The 17,623-nt window shown below is 38.8% G+C and carries 16 protein-coding genes; 3 read left to right on the top strand and 13 right to left on the bottom strand.

Features of this window, described 5'->3' with window-relative positions; translation table 11 throughout:
* Positions 1 to 2: 2 nt before the first annotated feature.
* From ACRPLQ_RS18610 to ACRPLQ_RS18620, 3 genes are all read right to left on the bottom strand, one after another.
* Entirely contained in the window at positions 3 to 2,555 is a 2,553-nt protein-coding gene (locus ACRPLQ_RS18610; RefSeq protein WP_367078377.1) for a cyanophycinase, read from the bottom strand.
* 93 nt (positions 2,556 to 2,648) lie between these two features.
* Positions 2,649 to 3,821 (bottom strand): beta-aspartyl-peptidase, encoded by a 1,173-nt coding sequence (gene iadA / locus ACRPLQ_RS18615; protein WP_028413918.1) that lies wholly within the window; start codon positions 3,819 to 3,821, stop codon positions 2,649 to 2,651.
* A 50-nt stretch (positions 3,822 to 3,871) separates the two neighbouring features.
* Positions 3,872 to 5,293 (bottom strand): YfcC family protein, encoded by a 1,422-nt coding sequence (locus ACRPLQ_RS18620; protein ID WP_098113409.1) that lies wholly within the window; start codon positions 5,291 to 5,293, stop codon positions 3,872 to 3,874.
* Between the two features lie 389 nt (positions 5,294 to 5,682).
* Here ACRPLQ_RS18620 and ACRPLQ_RS18625 point away from each other — a divergent pair, with 389 nt between their 5' ends.
* Together ACRPLQ_RS18625 and ACRPLQ_RS18630 are read left to right on the top strand one after the other, a co-directional pair.
* A complete protein-coding gene (locus ACRPLQ_RS18625; protein ID WP_258524438.1) occupies positions 5,683 to 5,817 on the top strand; it encodes a hypothetical protein in 135 nt (44 codons plus the stop codon).
* A gap of 33 nt (positions 5,818 to 5,850) precedes the next feature.
* Positions 5,851 to 6,789, top strand: coding sequence for a nucleoside hydrolase (locus ACRPLQ_RS18630; protein ID WP_028413920.1), 939 nt, complete (start codon positions 5,851 to 5,853; stop codon positions 6,787 to 6,789).
* An 85-nt stretch (positions 6,790 to 6,874) separates the two neighbouring features.
* Here ACRPLQ_RS18630 and ACRPLQ_RS18635 read toward each other — a convergent pair whose 3' ends face one another.
* From ACRPLQ_RS18635 to ACRPLQ_RS18670, 8 genes are all read right to left on the bottom strand, one after another.
* Positions 6,875 to 7,039 carry a hypothetical protein gene (locus ACRPLQ_RS18635; protein ID WP_165573357.1) on the bottom strand — a complete coding sequence of 55 codons (165 nt, stop codon included), beginning with the start codon at positions 7,037 to 7,039 and terminating at the stop codon, positions 6,875 to 6,877.
* Positions 7,040 to 7,042: 3 nt separating this feature from the next.
* On the bottom strand, positions 7,043 to 7,474 hold the full coding sequence (locus ACRPLQ_RS18640; protein WP_033578526.1) for a MarR family winged helix-turn-helix transcriptional regulator: 432 nt from the start codon (positions 7,472 to 7,474) through the stop codon (positions 7,043 to 7,045).
* Between the two features lie 197 nt (positions 7,475 to 7,671).
* Positions 7,672 to 8,655 carry an agmatinase family protein gene (locus ACRPLQ_RS18645; RefSeq protein WP_432236221.1) on the bottom strand — a complete coding sequence of 328 codons (984 nt, stop codon included), beginning with the start codon at positions 8,653 to 8,655 and terminating at the stop codon, positions 7,672 to 7,674.
* Positions 8,630 to 9,919, bottom strand: coding sequence for an imidazolonepropionase (gene hutI, locus ACRPLQ_RS18650; RefSeq protein ID WP_205662564.1), 1,290 nt, complete (start codon positions 9,917 to 9,919; stop codon positions 8,630 to 8,632). The genes ACRPLQ_RS18645 and hutI overlap by 26 nt, the downstream gene beginning before the upstream one ends.
* A 16-nt stretch (positions 9,920 to 9,935) precedes the next feature.
* Positions 9,936 to 11,597 carry a urocanate hydratase gene (hutU, locus tag ACRPLQ_RS18655; RefSeq protein ID WP_071275874.1) on the bottom strand — a complete coding sequence of 554 codons (1,662 nt, stop codon included), beginning with the start codon at positions 11,595 to 11,597 and terminating at the stop codon, positions 9,936 to 9,938.
* A gap of 49 nt (positions 11,598 to 11,646) precedes the next feature.
* Positions 11,647 to 13,158 carry a histidine ammonia-lyase gene (gene hutH, locus ACRPLQ_RS18660; protein WP_095379926.1) on the bottom strand — a complete coding sequence of 504 codons (1,512 nt, stop codon included), beginning with the start codon at positions 13,156 to 13,158 and terminating at the stop codon, positions 11,647 to 11,649.
* A gap of 358 nt (positions 13,159 to 13,516) precedes the next feature.
* Positions 13,517 to 14,341 carry an aldo/keto reductase gene (locus tag ACRPLQ_RS18665; protein ID WP_071275878.1) on the bottom strand — a complete coding sequence of 275 codons (825 nt, stop codon included), beginning with the start codon at positions 14,339 to 14,341 and terminating at the stop codon, positions 13,517 to 13,519.
* A 37-nt stretch (positions 14,342 to 14,378) separates the two neighbouring features.
* Entirely contained in the window at positions 14,379 to 14,570 is a 192-nt protein-coding gene (locus ACRPLQ_RS18670; RefSeq protein ID WP_034653208.1) for a hypothetical protein, read from the bottom strand.
* Between the two features lie 315 nt (positions 14,571 to 14,885).
* On the opposite strand from ACRPLQ_RS18670, the gene ACRPLQ_RS18675 reads away from it, so the two are divergent.
* Entirely contained in the window at positions 14,886 to 15,359 is a 474-nt protein-coding gene (locus ACRPLQ_RS18675; RefSeq protein ID WP_432236222.1) for a YbaK/EbsC family protein, read from the top strand.
* Between the two features lie 868 nt (positions 15,360 to 16,227).
* On the opposite strand, the gene ACRPLQ_RS18680 is transcribed toward ACRPLQ_RS18675, so the two are convergent.
* Together ACRPLQ_RS18680 and map are read right to left on the bottom strand one after the other, a co-directional pair.
* Positions 16,228 to 16,536 carry a DUF5634 family protein gene (locus ACRPLQ_RS18680; protein WP_028413927.1) on the bottom strand — a complete coding sequence of 103 codons (309 nt, stop codon included), beginning with the start codon at positions 16,534 to 16,536 and terminating at the stop codon, positions 16,228 to 16,230.
* 210 nt (positions 16,537 to 16,746) lie between these two features.
* On the bottom strand, positions 16,747 to 17,493 hold the full coding sequence (gene map / locus ACRPLQ_RS18685; RefSeq protein WP_014460782.1) for a type I methionyl aminopeptidase: 747 nt from the start codon (positions 17,491 to 17,493) through the stop codon (positions 16,747 to 16,749).
* Between the last annotated feature and the right edge of the window lie 130 nt (positions 17,494 to 17,623).

The raw sequence follows: 17,623 nt of genomic DNA on the forward strand, positions 1-17,623 counted from the left end.
TCTCATTTAATGTCTACGTTTATTGGTTTGATATCTAAGGCTACTTTCACAATAGAGTAATCGTCTTTTTGACCGTCGGTATAAGCCCAATAGCCATTGCTTTCAGGGCTTTTTCTGAAGGTAAGCTCAAAACCTTTGCCTTGGTTAAACGCATAGCTCTTTATTTCTTTGCTCTGAGCGTCATCGATAAGATCGTAAGCTAAAAATTTCCTTAATACACCGTGCGGAGAGAAAAGACCCGTGTTTGGCCCAACCTTTTCACTGTAGTATTCATTTTTTCTAGTAGATGTTTTAGCTGGGTTTATGACGATTTCTTTTGTTGTGATATTTACTTTATCACCTGGCGTAATACAAGAGATAAGAATATTTTTGTAATCACTCGGAAATTTGTCATTTGCCTGTACCTTTGCTAAGTCAACTAGCGTAATACCGCCTCTTCCAACAACTTCTATTTGTTTTTCTTTATTGTTTACCACCATAGCAGTATCTTCATCGATGCCGTAAGAAAGCTGATTTTTATTTCCTTTTTCATATGCTGTTGCAATAAGGCGTCCTAGTCTTGCTTTGTTGTCAAAATGCTGATCTACAAGACCGTATTGGAAAAAGCCGAGCCCTTTTTCTAAATAAGCAGGACCGCCTTCTTGCTGAGCCATATCATCGTACGTGTCTGTAAATCCGTATGAAAGCGCTCCGTAGCTATCTCCGCCAGCCAGCATAGTATTACTCATAATTGCCGCTCCGGCACTCGTACCGCCAAGTACTGCCCCGTTTTTATACGTATGCCATATGGCTTGTAAAACTTTTGAGTCCGAACCATTTTCATTACGCAAGGAGCCCGTAATCAAGGTTTGATCTCCTCCTACAAACCAAATGCCTGTTAGCCCTTTAACTTTTTGGGCTAGTTTATCACTGTTCATATTTGTTTTCCAAGTCAACTCATCTTCAGAAGTTCCTTTAAAGTCGTGGTTTGAAATAGGTAAAATCTCTATATTTTCTGCCTTCACTCCGTATTTAACTAAATCACTTTTAAACTGATTAGAGGAGTCGAACTTAGTACTTGCTGCAGGAACAATCCCTATTTTGGCCTGCTTTCCTCCTGCAAGAGTAATAAACTTGTCATACACGCTTGAATTACTGCTTCCAAGCGCTCCTCCTGCAATTAAGAGATTACCTTTAATCTCGTCGTATGCAGGACTTTCAGATGAAGAAAAAGTAGGTTTTTTATACGTTAAACTAGTTTTTTTATCCGGTTGAAATTTGACGGTTTTAGGTGTAATGTCCATTCTTACATTGACAATGGAATAATCATCTTTTTGTCCATCAGTATACCGCCAGTAGCCGTTTGTGTCATTATCCTTTTGGAAAGCAATTTCGTATCCAGACCCTTTACTGTCATAAACATAGCTGTTAGCAGATTTCATTGATTTATTATCAACGAAAGAATATGATAAATAAGCCTTTAATCTTCCATACGGTGTAAAAACACCCGTAGCAGGCAGTGCGTTAAAGGAATAATATTCAAACCCCTTTGTTTCTACTTTATCTTTTGGAAATTCAAATGACTTTAAATGAAAGTTAATTTTATCTCCAGGAGATAAGTAACTGACTTTTATGTTCTCTAAGCCTGAACGCACTTTTTGCTTAGATATAAGCTTAGCTTTGCTCATATCTAATACAGCTAATCCGCTTCTTCCAACGACTTCAACCTTTTGATCTTTATTGTTAACGACCATAGCAGTATCTTCGTCTACACCGTATGCAAAGTTTTTTTCTTTGTCACGTTCAGCATTATACGCAGCTACTGCCAGTCGCCCAAGTCGTGCTCGTTCATCCATATGCTGATCAATTATGCCGTGTTGGAAAAATCCCAGCCCTTTTTGAACTGATAGAGGCTCGTATTCTTTCTTATTGTGTTGGTTTTTGTTTACATGTTTATTTTCCTTGTTTCCTATACTTTCTTTTAAAGCTCCTAGACTGTCTCCTCCTGTAATCATGACGTCACTCATAATTGCAGCTCCTGCACTTGTACCTCCGATAACTGCTCCCTTACGATATATATCCCAGATAGCTTTTAACGCTTCAGAATCGTTTCCATTATTTTCACGAAGGGAATCCACAATTTTTGTTTGGTCTCCTCCAACAAACCAAACTGCCGTTAGTCCTTTAATCGTACGGGATAACTTCTTGTCGTTCACTTGATTCTTCCAAGTCGATTCATCTTTTTGTGTGTCAGAAAAATCGTGATTGGAAACGGGAAGAATTTGAATAGAATCTGAGTTTACTCCGTATTTCACGAGGTCTTCCTTAAACTTTTCAGAAGACTGCAGCGTTGTGCTAGCAGCTGGAATAATCCCTACTTTGGCTTTTTCTTTTCCCCCAGCAAGCAAGAGAAATTTTTCATATATATCGTGATTGGATGTTCCTACACCTCCGCCGGCAATAACAAGGCTGCCTTTAATGCCCTCAGTATTTTCTTGTGCTTTTGCAAGCAGGGGTGTACTCAACGAAGAAAGTAATGTAAAGCTGATGAGACATGAAACCAGTTTCTTTTTCATTTGAAAGATCCTTTCCACGCAAATTTTAATACCCTTCTCTAATTAGCTCGTATCCTTTCCGCGATACTTTCGATAAATGATATCTAAACCCTGTTATTCAAACGTTCCTTTCACAACAGGGACACCGTCTTTTACCATTACTTTACCTTGAGCAAAAACCGTTTTAATTGTTAGCGTCTCTTTGTCTAAAAGGACTAAATCTGCATCTTTTCCGGGTTGAATATGCCCTTTATTGGACAGTTTTAATACTTTGGCAGGATTAGAAGTAATGACTTGAAGAGCTGTTTCTAACGGTACTGATTCCTCTAATACTGCATCTCGTACTTCTTGAAATAAAGAAGACACTTTTCCAACTTGAAGACCTTTATAATCTCCGTTATCATCAAAAAACGGCAGGCTCGCGTTTCCATCGGATGAAAACGTAATGCTGTCAATCGCCACTTTCTCTTCCAGCATGATGCGTAACCCTTTGCTGCACTTAACTTCGCCTTCTTCTAAAAAGTGAGGGATCGTACTAGTCGTAAAATCTACGTAGCCGCCTCGCTTTGCAAATTGAATTCCTTCTTTAAACAGCTCTTCATTTCTATTAATATGTGTAGGGTGAAACTGACGAATTGGCAGGTCTGTTTTATCTGCGATTTGATTCAATAAAGATAATTTTCGTTCTCCGTCTCCTACGTGAATCTCTAATATTCCGGCTTTCCCTGATAAAATCCCTCCATTGCGGGCAGCGGAAGCCACCTTCACCAGTTCTTCAAATGTCGGTTCAGAAGAACGGTGGTCGGAAATGGCAATTTCACCTACTCCGATAATTTTATCAATTAAAATAAGATCTTCTTCAATGCTATTAGTTAACGTTTTTACCGGTATTTGATAGGAACCTGTGTGAATGAAGCAGCTGATCCCTTCTTCTTCTAACCCTCTTGCTTTGGCCAGAAGGTTTTCCATTCTTCTTGTTGTACCGTCTGTTCCAAGTACACCTACAATAGTTGTAACACCGGCAGTCGTTGCATCGGTTAACATTAGTTCAGGAGTGCGTGTTTTATATCCACCTTCTCCTCCTCCGCCAATAATATGAACATGTGAGTCAATGAAGCCTGGAGCTATAATGTGATTAGCGGCATCTACAACATCAATAGGAATGGACGTATTTACATGATCAATACAATCTTTTATAAGGATGATTTTGCTGTCTGCAAGCAATATATCTTTTTTTCCTAAGTGCTGTGGTGCATATACTTCTGCGTTTTTGATTAAGGTTAACAACTTCTATTCCTCCTAGTAAGCTCAACTTACAAATTACATTTTTCTATCTCTTAAAATGGCCCGTAATTGATAAAATAAGCAATCACAACGGCTATTAGACCAATCACATATTGAATAAGGACTAACGGCAACACCCATTTTGCCCACTTTGTCCATGAAATTCCCGCAATTGCTAAGCCAGCCATTAATGTTCCAGCCGTCGGGAAAATAATGTTTCCGATGCCGTCTGCAAAAGAAAAAGATAATACTGCCGTTTGTCGCGTAATATCAAGCAAATCTGCAAGAGGCGTCATGATTGGCATCGTCAGCATCGCATGACCCGTTCCAGATGCTAAAATAAGATGAATCAGCGCTTGGAAGTTGTAGATTCCGATGACGCTTAAATATCCCGGAATATGTTGAATCGCTCCAGATACTTGATGAAGCATAGGGTCTACAATATGACCTTCATTTAAAACAACAAGAACTGCGCGAGAAACTCCGATAACAAGCGCTCCTCCAACCAGTGCTGCTGCCCCGTTTGTAAACGACTTAACCGTATTTTCAACAGAGAGTCTTCCAATAATCCCAATCACAACTGTCAAAATCACAAACAGAGAAGCAATTTCAGTAATGTACCACTTATACTTAATAACGCCAAAAGCAAGAATTACATAGTTAACAAGAAATGCTGCCATAATCCATTTATGCTTTCTAGTTAACTTGGCATCGGAGTTTAAAAGTTTATTTGCATTAGTTATGCTGTATTTTCCGTATGTTCCAATCGAAGGACTTTTTTTCACTTTCATCGCATATCGATAGACAAACCATACTGAAACAGCGTAAACAACTACGAATAAGACAAGGCGAAAGCCCATTCCAGAAAACATAGGAAGTTCTGCTACTCCTTGTGCAACACCCACTGTAAACGGATTCATAACTGCCGTAGTAAAACCAGCTGATGCTCCAATTAAAACAATGGCAGTTCCCGTTAATGCGTCGAACCCAAGAGCAAGTGCCAGCGGAATTAAAAGAGGAATATAGGCTAGAGTTTCTTCCGCCATCCCCATTAAAGAACCGCCTACCGCAAAAAATAGCATCATAACAGGAATTAATAATTTTTCTCTAGTAGCAAGCTTTTTAGCCATCGTTGTAATCAATACATCTACTGTCCCCGTAGCGCTTAGTACACCAAAGAAACCGCCGATAATTAATACAAAAAAGATAATGTCGGCTCCTTCTACCATTCCTGTATGTATCGCTTTGACCATATCAAAGAATCCAACAGGTGTAGAACCAATCCATTTAAACGACTGAGGATCTACCGTTGTTCGTCCGTCTACTTCTACACGTGCGTATTCTCCTGCTGGCAAGATATACGTTAAAATGGTAGCAATCACAAGAAAGCTTAACAATAAAGCAAAAACGTTTATTTTTCTCTCTTTTTTCCGTACCTGATTTAATGAACTCATTTCCTTTTGCGGTTCACTCATTCTTCTTCTCCCCTTCATTGTGAAATAGTAACTTTAAACAGACATCTCGTTCTTTAAAAGCAGCTTCCTTATCTGCAGCTACACATTGCTCCTTTCTCTTGTGTTCTTCACATATAGTACAAGCAATTTTCGTGCCAACGTATAACCGTTTAATTTTCTGAATTATGATATAATTAAAATGTGTTTTAGGTGTTAATTGGGTGTTTTTTAAAATTTAATAACGCCAATTAAGAAGCTAGTTGATAGAAAATCTGGAGCATGAAACCATTAGCTAGTTCTTTTTTTAAAAAGCAGCAAAACGAAAGATAAAAGAATTTAATCTATAGACATAAAAAAATACTACACTCAAATGGCTGGCTGAAAAACATGCGGATCGTAAACTTACAGAAGTGGCTGCTACAGTAGAACACGCACTTTATCAAACGCTTCAAGATGAAGTGAAAACGAAAGATTTAGGCGGACATGCCTCTACATTGGAGTTTACAGCAGCTATTTTAGAGAAAATAAAATCCACGCAAAATTAACAGCAATTTATCCATTCTATAGAGGTGATCATAATGAAAAAAAGAAAGATTATTATGGACTGTGATCCAGGTCATGATGATGCTATTGCTATTATTTTGGCTGCCGCACGACCGGAATTAGATATTTTAGCGATCACAACTGTTTCGGGAAACGCAGAAATTGAAAAAACGACAGTGAACGCTTTGAAAGTGTGTGATTTAGTATTTTTACATAACGTGGTTGTCTCAAAAGGAGCAAGTGAACCATTGATTCGCACGCGTGAAAACGCTCCTAGCATACATGGTGATTCAGGGTTAGACGGCCCTGAGTTCCCTCCTCTGTCTCGCAGCTGGAGTGAAGAACACGGAGTAGATACTATTATACGAATGGTAAAAGAGTCAGAAGATCCCGTTACACTTTTACCTACAGGCCCTTTAACAAACATTGCCTTAGCTTTAATGAAAGCTCCAGAAATGAAAGAAGACATTGAAGAGATTATCCTTATGGGCGGTGGAACCTTCGGGAACTGGACACCAACGGCTGAGTTTAATATTTGGGCAGATCCAGAAGCGGCTAAAAAAGTGTTCGATAGCGGCATCCCACTCGTAGTAATGGGGTTAGATATTACGCATCAAGCCGTTGCAACAGATGACGTTATTAACCAAGTCATGAACATCGATAATAACGTAGCAAAAAAGGTCGGGGAATTATTAGCATTTTTTAAATCTGCCTATAAAGAAACCTTTGGATTTAATGGCCCTCCTGTTCACGATGTATTGACCGTTGCTTATTGTGTAGCTCCAGAACTATTTACGCTAAAAGAAGTTAATATTGTAGTAGAAACACGCGGAGAATACACGGCTGGAACAACTTCAGTTGATTTGCTTGGAGTCACAGGGAGGAAACCCAATGCTAAATTCGGTTTAACTCTTGATGTAGACGGATTTTGGAATTTAATGATTGAGGCTCTCAAAACATATTCAGCTTCGTAATGTTCATCTAGAAGATAAATTTTATAGAGGCAGCACCAGAACGTCGAGTTCACAACTTGCTGGTGCTGTCTTACGTTTATTCATACTATCTAGCTGTTTTTTTCGCTTTTTGATTGAGCATTAAAGTAATGATTGAAGCAACAATCACACCTGTAATCAAGCAGTTGGATATATCTTTATAAATTACTCCCATTACTGTCCCGCCTATAACACCTACACTAATGAGTGAAATCCGTTCTCTTTGGTTCATAATTTATCCCTCCATCTTTTTTAACAAAATATTTAATTTATGAAGAGCAAACTGCAGGTCTATTTGCTCTTCTTCATTTAATTTGGAGATATTTGTATTGAAATTACTATAAATCCCTCTCCATTTTTCTTCTTGAATATTTTTTCCTTTAGACGTTAATGAGACTAAAACTGCACGCTTATCTCGCGGATCAGGCATTTTGATTAAATATCCTTCATTTTCTAATTCACTGATAACATTCGTTAACTGTTGTTTGGCAATATTTAATCCATTACTAATTTCCTTAATATTCAAATCTCTTTTTTTCATATACATGAATTCAACTACGTGATTTTGTAAATGTGTTAATTTCACTTCATTCTTGTTTAAGTTCTTGAAGTTTTCAAATAAAACCGGTATTAAAGCGATATATTCCTTAGCCAGTTTTTCCTCCATAAGATACTCACCTTCTTTAGTAAATATATTATTACTAATTTTAAATAAAAACAATATAAATAGTTTATTTTAGTAAAAATATATTTACTAAAATCCATACACACTTCTAAAGTTATGTTATCTCGCTCTAAAAAAAAGTTTATTAATCCTATGTAAGCAGCTATTTAACGATAAAAAAAGCAAGGAAGTATACTCCCTTACTTTCTGTTTACAACTCCCGTTAAAAAATTCAAAAATACATGTACGCCTGCTTTCACGGTAATTTCTCCTACATCACGCAGCGGATCTAGACATACAATATCCATTGCTTGAACAAGTGGATGACTCCCGGCGGTGTATACTGCTTCAAACAACTCATCTGTCCTCATTCCGCCTGTCGTTCCTGCTGGAACTCCCGGTGCGTAAGCGATATCTAACACATCCATATCAACGGTTAAATAGATCATGTCTACCTCTTTGCTCAGCTGTTTTAATGCTTCTTTCACGGTATGAGTTATTCCCGCTTTTCTTGCTTGCAGTAACGTTACATAATGAACGCCTTTGCTATCTGCATATTCCTTTAACGATTTTGAATTATAAAACCCGTGAAGTCCAATATTCCATACATGTCTTGCATCAATCGTGTTGCTTTCAATTAAATTTCGTATAGGTGTTCCGTTAGAAGGCCCATTATCTTCTAGACTGCGTAAGTCAAAGTGCGTATCAAACTGTAAAATCCCTATCTTCTGTTCAGGATGTGACGCTTTCCACCCTTTTACTAACATAGCTGTAATAGAATGATCTCCTCCAAGCATAACAGGCAGCGCATGCGGATGATATTTTCGCATAGACATCATCGCTTCTTTTATATGCTGATGGGATTTCTCTATATCCGTTACATGCTGTTTAACGTCTCCTAAGTCTAAAACTGACAGGGAAGTTAAATCCGTATCATACTCAATATGATACGGATTTAAGGATTTCCAGAGCTTCCTCATGGCCATTGGCGTCTCACTGGCTCCAGAAGCGCTAATGGAGGACCTTGAAAGAGGCACACCTAAGACCGTAATATCTATCGATGGAAAGTCGAAGTTGCTCCCATCTTCAACTGTTTGAATCCAATCGCTTACTTTTGGTTCATGAGTGCTTTGACGCTGCCAGCAAAAAGGCGGTCGATCAAGCTGTGGGTACGGATAGCTCATGTAACACACCGCCTTCAACCACTACTTTTCCATCTTTCAATACCGTGTCTACAAGATTTACCGCATAGTTATATTGCAGCGTTTGATAATTTGGAGCGTCAAATAGCACTAAATCGGCTTTTTTACCTACTTCAATGCTTCCGATTTGATCCCCTTTACAAATGGCGTGAGCTGCATTAATCGTACAGGCCGTTAACACTTCTGCTGGCGTCATTTTCATCGTTAAACAAGCTAAATTCATAATAAACGGAAGTGATTCCGTAGGAGAAGAACCCGGGTTTCGATCTGTTGATAAAGCAACAGGTACTCCTGCTTCGATCATTTTTCTAGCACGCGCCGGCTCTTCCATTAAAAAGAATGCAGTACCCGGCAATAGCACCGCTATAACTCCGCTTTCAGCCATTTGCTTAATTCCTTGATCCGATGCTTTTAGTAAATGATCCGCGGACACAGCTCCCACTTTAGCCGCTAATTCTGCACCGCCAAAAGAAACAATTTCATCAGCGTGGATTTTAGGTTTTAGTCCGTATGCTTTTCCAGCTTGTAAAATACGCTCTGACTGTTCAACTGTAAACACGCCTTCTTCACAAAACACATCACAAAACTCCGCTAGCTCTTCTTTTGCAACGATTGGTATCATTTCTTCGATAACGAAACGAACAAACTCATCTTCATTGCCTTTGTACTCAACTGGCACCGCATGAGCTCCCATAAAGGTTGAAACCACATCTACTGGATGCTGTTCATTCAGTTTCTTCGCTACTTTTAATTGTTTGATTTCGTCTTTAAGATTTAAACCGTACCCGCTTTTTGCTTCGACAGTTGTAACTCCGTACTGCAGAAATTTATTTAAACGTTTTGTAGATTGCTTGATTAGCTCCTCTTCCGTTGCTTGTCGTGTACTAACGGTTGTTTGTAAAATTCCTCCTCCCTCTTTTAAAATATCAATATATTTTGCTCCGTTTAAGCGCATTTCTAATTCTTTTTCACGACTGCCGCCAAACACAAGGTGAGTGTGGGGATCGATCAACCCAGGCGTTACAATTTTTCCTGAGGCATCAATTACATGAACCTGTTCCTGAATCTGTTCAAGATATTCCTTAGCTTTGACGTCAGGCCCAACAAATACAATTCTTCCATTTTTCACGAGTATACTGCCGTTTTCAATAATGCCTAGCTCTGACATTTCTTCCGCTCGTCTAGGCTGACTTCCTCCTTTAACCGTAATGACTTGTGCAGCGCATTTGATATACGTAATAGTCATACGTATCCCTCCTTTTTTATTCATTTAACGCGGGAATTTGTATTCCTTTTTCTTTTGCAGTTTGAATGGCCTTATCATAGCCGGCGTCTACATGACGAACAACACCCATGCCTGGGTCTGTTGTTAAAACACGTTCTAGACGTTTGGCGGCATCTTCCGTCCCATCTGCCACTACAACCATTCCAGCATGAAGAGAATATCCCATACCGACTCCTCCTCCGTGGTGAACAGATACCCAGCTTGCGCCTGCTGCCGTATTGACTAATGCATTTAAAATAGGCCAGTCTGCTACTGCATCACTGCCATCTTTCATTGCTTCAGTCTCACGATTTGGCGAAGCTACAGAACCGGCATCTAGATGATCTCTGCCAATAACGATAGGCGCTGACAGCTCTCCGTTCGCTACCATGTCATTAATAATTTTTCCAAAGCGCGCTCTTTCTCCGTAGCCTAGCCAGCAGATACGAGCCGGCAATCCTTGAAACTCAATTTTTTCTCTCGCCATTTTAATCCAGTTGCAAAGATGCGTATTATCCGAAAACTCACGTAAAATTACTTCATCTGTTTTATAAATATCCTCTGGGTTTCCTGACAAAGCGACCCATCGAAACGGTCCTTTTCCTTCACAGAACTGCGGGCGGATGTACGCTGGGACAAATCCCGGGAAATCAAATGCATTCGTGACACCTTCATCAAGCGCCACTTGGCGAATATTATTGCCATAGTCAAAAGCAACCGCGCCTTTTCTTTGCATCTCTAACATGGCCTGAACGTGAATAGCCATACTTGCTTTTGATTGTTTTATATATTCATTTGGATTTGTATTCCGCAATCTTTCTCCTTCTGCTAAGCTGAATCCAATCGGCAAATATCCGTTAAGCGGATCATGTGCCGATGTTTGATCCGTCACAATATCTGGGATAAATCCTCGCTCTATCATTTCAGGAAGAATCTCGGCTGCATTTCCAACTAATCCAATGGAAAGCGCTTTGCCCAATCTTTTTGCATCTTCAGCTAACGTGATGGCTTCGGCTACACTTTCAACTACCGTATCGCAATACTTTGTTTCGATACGTTTTTCAATACGCGTGCGATCAACATCAATTCCAATTACAACGCCGCCTGCCATCGTAACGGCTAACGGCTGTGCACCTCCCATTCCTCCTAATCCAGCTGTTACCGTAATCGTTCCTTTCAAACTTCCGTTAAAATGCTGGTTGGCACACTCAGCAAATGTTTCATAGGTACCTTGAACAATGCCTTGACTTCCAATATAAATCCAGCTTCCTGCAGTCATTTGCCCGTACATCATGAGCCCTTTTTTATCAAGCTCATGGAACGTCTCCCAATTCGCAAAAGCAGGAACAAGATTCGAATTCGCTAATAAAACACGCGGCGCATCACTGTGGGTTTTAAAAACCGCAACAGGCTTACCGGACTGTATGAGAAGCGTTTCATCTTCTTCTAACTCTTTTAACGCTGCGACAATACGATCGAACGCCTCCCAGTTACGGGCTGCCTTTCCGATTCCTCCGTATACGACTAACTTTTCTGGATGCTCCGCTACTTCGGAATCTAAATTGTTTAGAAGCATGCGAAGAGCAGCTTCTTGTACCCAGCCTTTTGTCGTTAGTTCTGTTCCACGAGGTGCTTTTATTCCACTTTGTTTTGTCTCCATTTCGTTTTCCTCCTCTATAAAAATGAAAAACTGTTAAACTAACTTTTTATTAAAGCGCTAATTCATAATTAGTATCTTGCACAAAGGTTTTGAAATCAGCTGCTAACCCTTCAATATCACGTGAGAAAATTCGATCTTTAGTAATGGTTGGTACGGTTTTTCTAATTCTTGAATAAATTTTTCTTGTTTCCGAAGCAAGTTTATCCACTCCTTGAATATCGGCTGCTTGAGCCGCACAAATTGCTTCAATCGATAGAACTCTTCGTGTATTTTGGATAATTTGATAAGCATGACGTGCAGCAGTCGTTCCCATGCTGACATGATCTTCTTGATTCGCTGAAGATGGGATAGAATCGACACTTGATGGATGCGCTAATACTTTATTTTCGGAAACTAATGAAGCAGCAGCGTATTGAGTAATCATGAGCCCGGACTCTAGACCTGGATCTGCACTTAAAAATGCCGGCAGCCCGCTAAGCTGAGGGTTTACTATTCGTTCAATGCGCCGTTCAGAAATATTCCCAAGCTCCGCCATTGCAATTCCTAGAAAATCCATAGCAAACGCAATAGGCTGCCCGTGAAAGTTCCCTCCAGAAATTACTTTGCCGCTGTCGGCAAAGATGAGCGGGTTATCGGTTGCTGAATTAATCTCAATTAAAAGCTTTTCTTTCACATAATTTAAAACTTGATAAATAGCACCATGAACTTGAGGAATACAGCGCAGTGAATAAGCATCTTGCACTCTTATTTGACCTTGAGAAGTAGTTAATTGACTGCCTTCTAAGTACGAAAGAATTCGGGCAGCTACCTGCTGTTGTTCGCGATAAGGCCTTACTGCATGAGACTCGGGCATGAATGCTTCTACAATACCTTGCAGACCTTCTAGTGTTAGTGCTGCAATCCCGTCCGCAAGATCAGCGAGCTTTTGAGCTTCAAGGTACGAAGCTACGCCTACAGCCGTCATTGCCTGAGTGCCGTTAATTAGAGCTAGCCCTTCTTTTGCCTGTAATTGTATAGGTTCAAGCCCCGCTAGCTTTAAAGCTTCTTCTCCTTGCATTCGCTGACCATTATATACAGCTTCTCCTTCTCCAACTAGTAGCAGCGCTAGATGTGATAACGGGGCTAAGTCACCGCTAGCTCCAAGCGAACCTTGACTCGGGATAACCGGTACTACGTTTTGATTTAAGCAATCGATAAGAAGCTGCAAGGTTTCCAGTCGTATTCCGGAATACCCTTTAGCTAATGCATTCGCTCGTAAAAGCAGCATGACTCTGCTTACTTCTAACGAGAATGGCTCTCCTAGTCCGCAGGCATGACTGCGAATTAGGTTAATCTGCAGATCAGCTAAGTCTGTTTTTGAAATAACCGTATCGCTAAACTTTCCAAATCCCGTATTGACTCCGTAAATGACGTTGTTGTTCGTAATGCTCTCTTCAACTAACGTTCTGCTTTTTTGTATATGTTCAACTGCGTGATCGCTAATTTTCACGGAGTATCCTTGGTAAATAACTTTGTAAATTTGATCGAACGTCAGTGAATTTCCATCAATTTGAATAAACATCATACCCGCTCCCTTGTTAAACTGTAGACTGACTTTTCTTTTTGAACACAAAAAGGGGCTATATCAAAGAGGAAACAAGCTCCTTTTGATATAGCCCCCTATAAACTAACCTACTTACACTATGGGCTTTTATTATTAATAATCAGTATTTCACTTATACATACAATCGCTAAATGACTAAATCACTATACACTTTAAGCTGTACAACTTAAAGCAACTAGGGTACCTACACTAAGTATTACGCTGAATTAATCATTTGTCAATTATTATTTAAGAAAATTTTAAATAATCTGAAATAAAATCGTTATTTCTTATAGTAGCGATGATTCACGGCTGCACAATTTTATTTTTTTAAACGTTATCGGACGTTCATGTCACTTGGGTGCGGACCTTTACGGCGATTGCTGTTTAACCCATTAATCTCTGCCATATCATCGGCAGTGAGTTCAAAATCAAACACGTTAAAGTTTTCTTCTATTCTAGACGGTGTAACTGATTTAGGGATGACAATTGTGTTGTTCTGTAAGTGCCAGCGCAATACAACTTGAGCCGGAGTTTTGCTATGTACTTCAGCAATTTTTTGAATAACCTCGTCCTGTAACACTTCTCCTCCTTGATCAAGAGGGCTCCATGCTTCCACAACAATATTATGTTTGGCGCAAAACTCTTTTAATTCATTTTGAGCAAGATACGGATGGCACTCAATTTGGTTTAAAACAGGTGTTACATCACATTCGTTTAACAAGCGCTCTAAATGCTCAATTTCAAAGTTGCAGACGCCAATTGCTTTTACTTTTCCATCGTGATAAAGCTTTTCTAATGCTTTATACGTCTCCACATACTCATCATATTGAGGCGTAGGCCAGTGAATTAAATATAAATCGACATAATCAAGTCCTAATCGTTCTAAGCTTTCATCAAATGCACGCAATGCATTTTCATAGCCTTGGTCGCTGTTCCAAACTTTTGTTGTAATAAACAGCTGTTCTCGAGGAACAGAAGATTCTTTAATCGCCTGACCTACTCCTTCTTCATTTTTATAGATCATGGCTGTGTCAATAGACGTATATCCCACTTCAATTGCTTTTGACACTGCAGCTGCTGCTTGGTTATCTTCTACTTGCCATACGCCAAACCCAAGCTGAGGCATTTTTAAACCATTGTTTAATGTAACCATATTCATTTTACACGTCTCCTTTTTTGTTAAAAAGTTCAAAGTTTTAATGATGGTGCCAGCCGATCAGCATAGCAACCTGTCCCATTATAATGCCGACTGGGATTCCTATAACCATGGCTCCAAATCGAAATTTAAAAGACCATGCGCGCGGCACAAGGGAAAACAAATAAATCATACTCATCGTTGCCATACATGTACTGCTAAAAAAACTGACGACAGTGTGTAAATTTGGCATTACTTCTCCTCATTTCACTAGAACGTTTGCGCCTTTTCAATTTCATCATTTATCTTTTGTTCTAATGCCTATGTTTTCGCAGCCGACATAGTTACATTCGTCAAAGGGTTCCGTAATCCTGCTTTAATCAGTTAAAAATACTTTACCTACGTAACTTTTTTAATTAAAACGAATATGTGCTTTTAACTTCAAAGTTGTGTATAATTTCTGTATATTAAAATAATAAGAATTTTTCACTTTAAAGAACAACTGTACATTCTCTGTAAGGCAATCATACATATTTGCGAGATTCAATGAAAGGAATGGATATAAAAAATGGCGATTGAAAAAGTAAAAGCATATTTTAAACAATATGACATGGAGAATCGAATTATTGAAATGGATGAGTCCAGTGCTACTGTAGAACTGGCAGCGCAAGCTTTAAAATGCGAGCCGCAACGAATCGCAAAAAGTCTTTCTTTTAACGCAGAAGGAACCGTTTTATTGATTGTGGCAGCGGGAGATGCAAAAATTGACAACCGAAAATATAAAGAAGAGTTCGGAACCAAAGCAAAAATGCTTGGAGCAAGTGAAGTAGAAACGCTGATTGGTCATGCTGTAGGCGGAGTATGCCCGTTTGCCGTTAATGAAGGTGTCCACGTGTATCTAGATGAATCTCTGAAACGTTTTGTTACCGTTTTCCCTGCCTGTGGAAGTGGAAATAGTGCAATTGAATTAACAATACCCGAACTAGAAGAATTTTCGAAATGCTTAAAATGGGTTAATGTGTGCAAAGGATGGAATGAATAACTTAGGTAAATTAAGGTACAGATATACATAAAATAAATCAATCAGTACGCCAATAAGCTGAAACAGTTTTTTGTTTCAGCTCATTGGCGTACCTAAACGAATTTATGAAACAGCTTAACCCAACCTAGGTAAGAAACCCCTAAGAGAAATACAAAAAGAAATAGTAAAGGAATGTTCCTAGGGATAAAAAGCCAGCCGTCTAACGTATTCCACAGAAATTCACTTTTATTTGCTTTTCTCATCATTTTCACCTCAAGCAGATTTACTATTTTGTATTCAAAAATTCTTTTACATAGTTATATACAGTATCTTCAACTTATGACCTTTTTTCAAGAAAAACGTGCACGAAAAATGGACTGAATCTGAATCTTCTTAATGTATACCTGTTATGTACTCATTCATCGTCTTAGTTTCATCTGTAAAAAAGAAGAAGCCTACATGTTTAGATGCAGGCTTCTTCTCGTTGATTCAGTCTTTCCTTTGTTTGCCTAGTCAGGCCCTTTCGTTACGTATATCGGTTCATAACCAAAGTGCCTTGCGTGAGATACGGATATCTACTTTCAATTTGCGGTAATACATTTGCTGAAGTCGCTGTTAAGCCTTTCAAAACTAATCAGTCCCTTCAAACGCTAAGTATTTAACCTTTCACAACAACCATTTGCATGATAGCTGCTGTACTATATGTGTACCCCGTATTTATATAGTAAAACCTAAAAAAAATAATTTTTTATTACATGTAATTTTCTAGACTTTATAGCAAAGAAAAGTTAGATAGTATAGGTGAAAGAAGCACGACAGCCATTAGCGCTCTACTGTTCAGATTCACGCATTCAAAGAAAAAATCTGAACTTGAAATTCAAAAAATTATTTAATGTATGGTTTCATCAATTTTTTGAAATGCATCTTCAAGTGAAGTATATCCGTTTGTTTCTCCTTCGTTACCTTGAAGAGTCCATTCTTGCTTTTCGACTGCTAATTTCCCGTCTTTATCTTTTAGATAAGGTCTGTTAACCATAAACACATGATCATTCTTTTTTACTGTGTAGCCAAGATAATAGTGATTACCTTCTCCTTCCTCTTCATATACGGAGACGCCTTGAAGGTTATATTTGTTTAAAATGTCATCCATATGATGAGTCAGTTCACTTACAATCGCTTCTCTTCCTACATATTCCACATTTCATACCCCTTTTCATTTCGATTTATACTTAGCATTCCCTTGAGCATATTCAATTACACTATCTTTCAAACGTTGTATGAACAAAGCAAGTCAATATAATAGTCATTCATTACATAGTAATAAAAAAGCTACCTCACTATAATGCAACGAAAAAACATTGCTAAGTGAAGTAGCTTTTTTGTTACCGAAATCTACAGAGAAACTTGATTATAGTTCAGTTAAAATAATCGGTTCACCGTTTGTTACAACAATCGTATGTTCACATTGTGCTACAAGACTATTATCAGGTGTAACAAACGTCCAGCCGTCGTCTCCGCGTTCAATGATATGATCAGCCTTCATAGAGATAAACGGCTCTACAGCAATAACAAGACCTTTTTTCAAGAGGGCTTTATCCATTGGATCATAATAGTTTAAAATGTGGTTAGGAGCGTCATGCAAGCTGCGGCCAACACCATGACCCGTTAAGTTTTCAATAACAGCATATCCGTTTTGGTGTGCAAAGTTAGAAACAGCACGACCAATTTGATTTTGTTTTGAACCAGCTTTTACTTTTTTCATAGCTGCCCAAAATGCATCTACTGCAGCTTGACACAGCTTTTCTTTTTCTTCGTCTTGCCCAATAACAAATGAAATACCCGTATCCGAATAATAGCCATCAAGTACTGCGGATACATCCACATTTACTAAATCGCCATCTTTTAATACGCGGTCTCCCGGAATACCGTGAGCCACTTCTTCGTTGACACTAATGCACGTTACACCTGGGAAATTATATTCTTTTTCAGGTGCAGAAATAGCACCGTGTTCATCTAATATTTTTTTACCGATCATATCAAGCTCTTTTGTTGTCATACCTGCTTTTGCTTGTTTTTTCATTTCTTCGCGCGCAAGTGCAACGATACGTCCAATTTTGCGTAAACTTTCTAAATCCTGTTCGTTACCAATAATCATAAAAAAACACTTTCCTTCCTCGAAATATATATCCTATCCGATTTTATCATATTTTTATGAGGATTTTTCAAAAGACCTTTTAAGAACTAAAATGTACAATTAATTAGACTAGTAAGATATTTATCATATG

The sequence above is a fragment of the Priestia sp. TRN 1309 genome (genome assembly GCF_050846875.1).
Classification (GTDB): Bacteria; Bacillota; Bacilli; order Bacillales; family Bacillaceae_H; genus Priestia; species Priestia zanthoxyli.

Coding starts and splice junctions, on each gene's coding strand:
- ACRPLQ_RS18610 (WP_367078377.1), bottom strand. CDS start 2,555: ATGAAAAAGAAACTGGTTTCATGTCTCATCAGCTTTACATTACTTTCT.
- ACRPLQ_RS18620 (WP_098113409.1), bottom strand. CDS start 5,293: ATGAGTGAACCGCAAAAGGAAATGAGTTCATTAAATCAGGTACGGAAA.
- ACRPLQ_RS18630 (WP_028413920.1), top strand. CDS start 5,851: ATGAAAAAAAGAAAGATTATTATGGACTGTGATCCAGGTCATGATGAT.
- ACRPLQ_RS18635 (WP_165573357.1), bottom strand. CDS start 7,039: ATGAACCAAAGAGAACGGATTTCACTCATTAGTGTAGGTGTTATAGGC.
- ACRPLQ_RS18640 (WP_033578526.1), bottom strand. CDS start 7,474: ATGGAGGAAAAACTGGCTAAGGAATATATCGCTTTAATACCGGTTTTA.
- ACRPLQ_RS18645 (WP_432236221.1), bottom strand. CDS start 8,655: ATGAGCTATCCGTACCCACAGCTTGATCGACCGCCTTTTTGCTGGCAG.
- hutI (WP_205662564.1), bottom strand. CDS start 9,919: ATGACTATTACGTATATCAAATGCGCTGCACAAGTCATTACGGTTAAA.
- hutU (WP_071275874.1), bottom strand. CDS start 11,597: ATGGAGACAAAACAAAGTGGAATAAAAGCACCTCGTGGAACAGAACTA.
- hutH (WP_095379926.1), bottom strand. CDS start 13,158: ATGTTTATTCAAATTGATGGAAATTCACTGACGTTCGATCAAATTTAC.
- ACRPLQ_RS18665 (WP_071275878.1), bottom strand. CDS start 14,341: ATGAATATGGTTACATTAAACAATGGTTTAAAAATGCCTCAGCTTGGG.
- ACRPLQ_RS18670 (WP_034653208.1), bottom strand. CDS start 14,570: ATGCCAAATTTACACACTGTCGTCAGTTTTTTTAGCAGTACATGTATG.
- ACRPLQ_RS18675 (WP_432236222.1), top strand. CDS start 14,886: ATGGCGATTGAAAAAGTAAAAGCATATTTTAAACAATATGACATGGAG.
- map (WP_014460782.1), bottom strand. CDS start 17,493: ATGATTATTGGTAACGAACAGGATTTAGAAAGTTTACGCAAAATTGGA.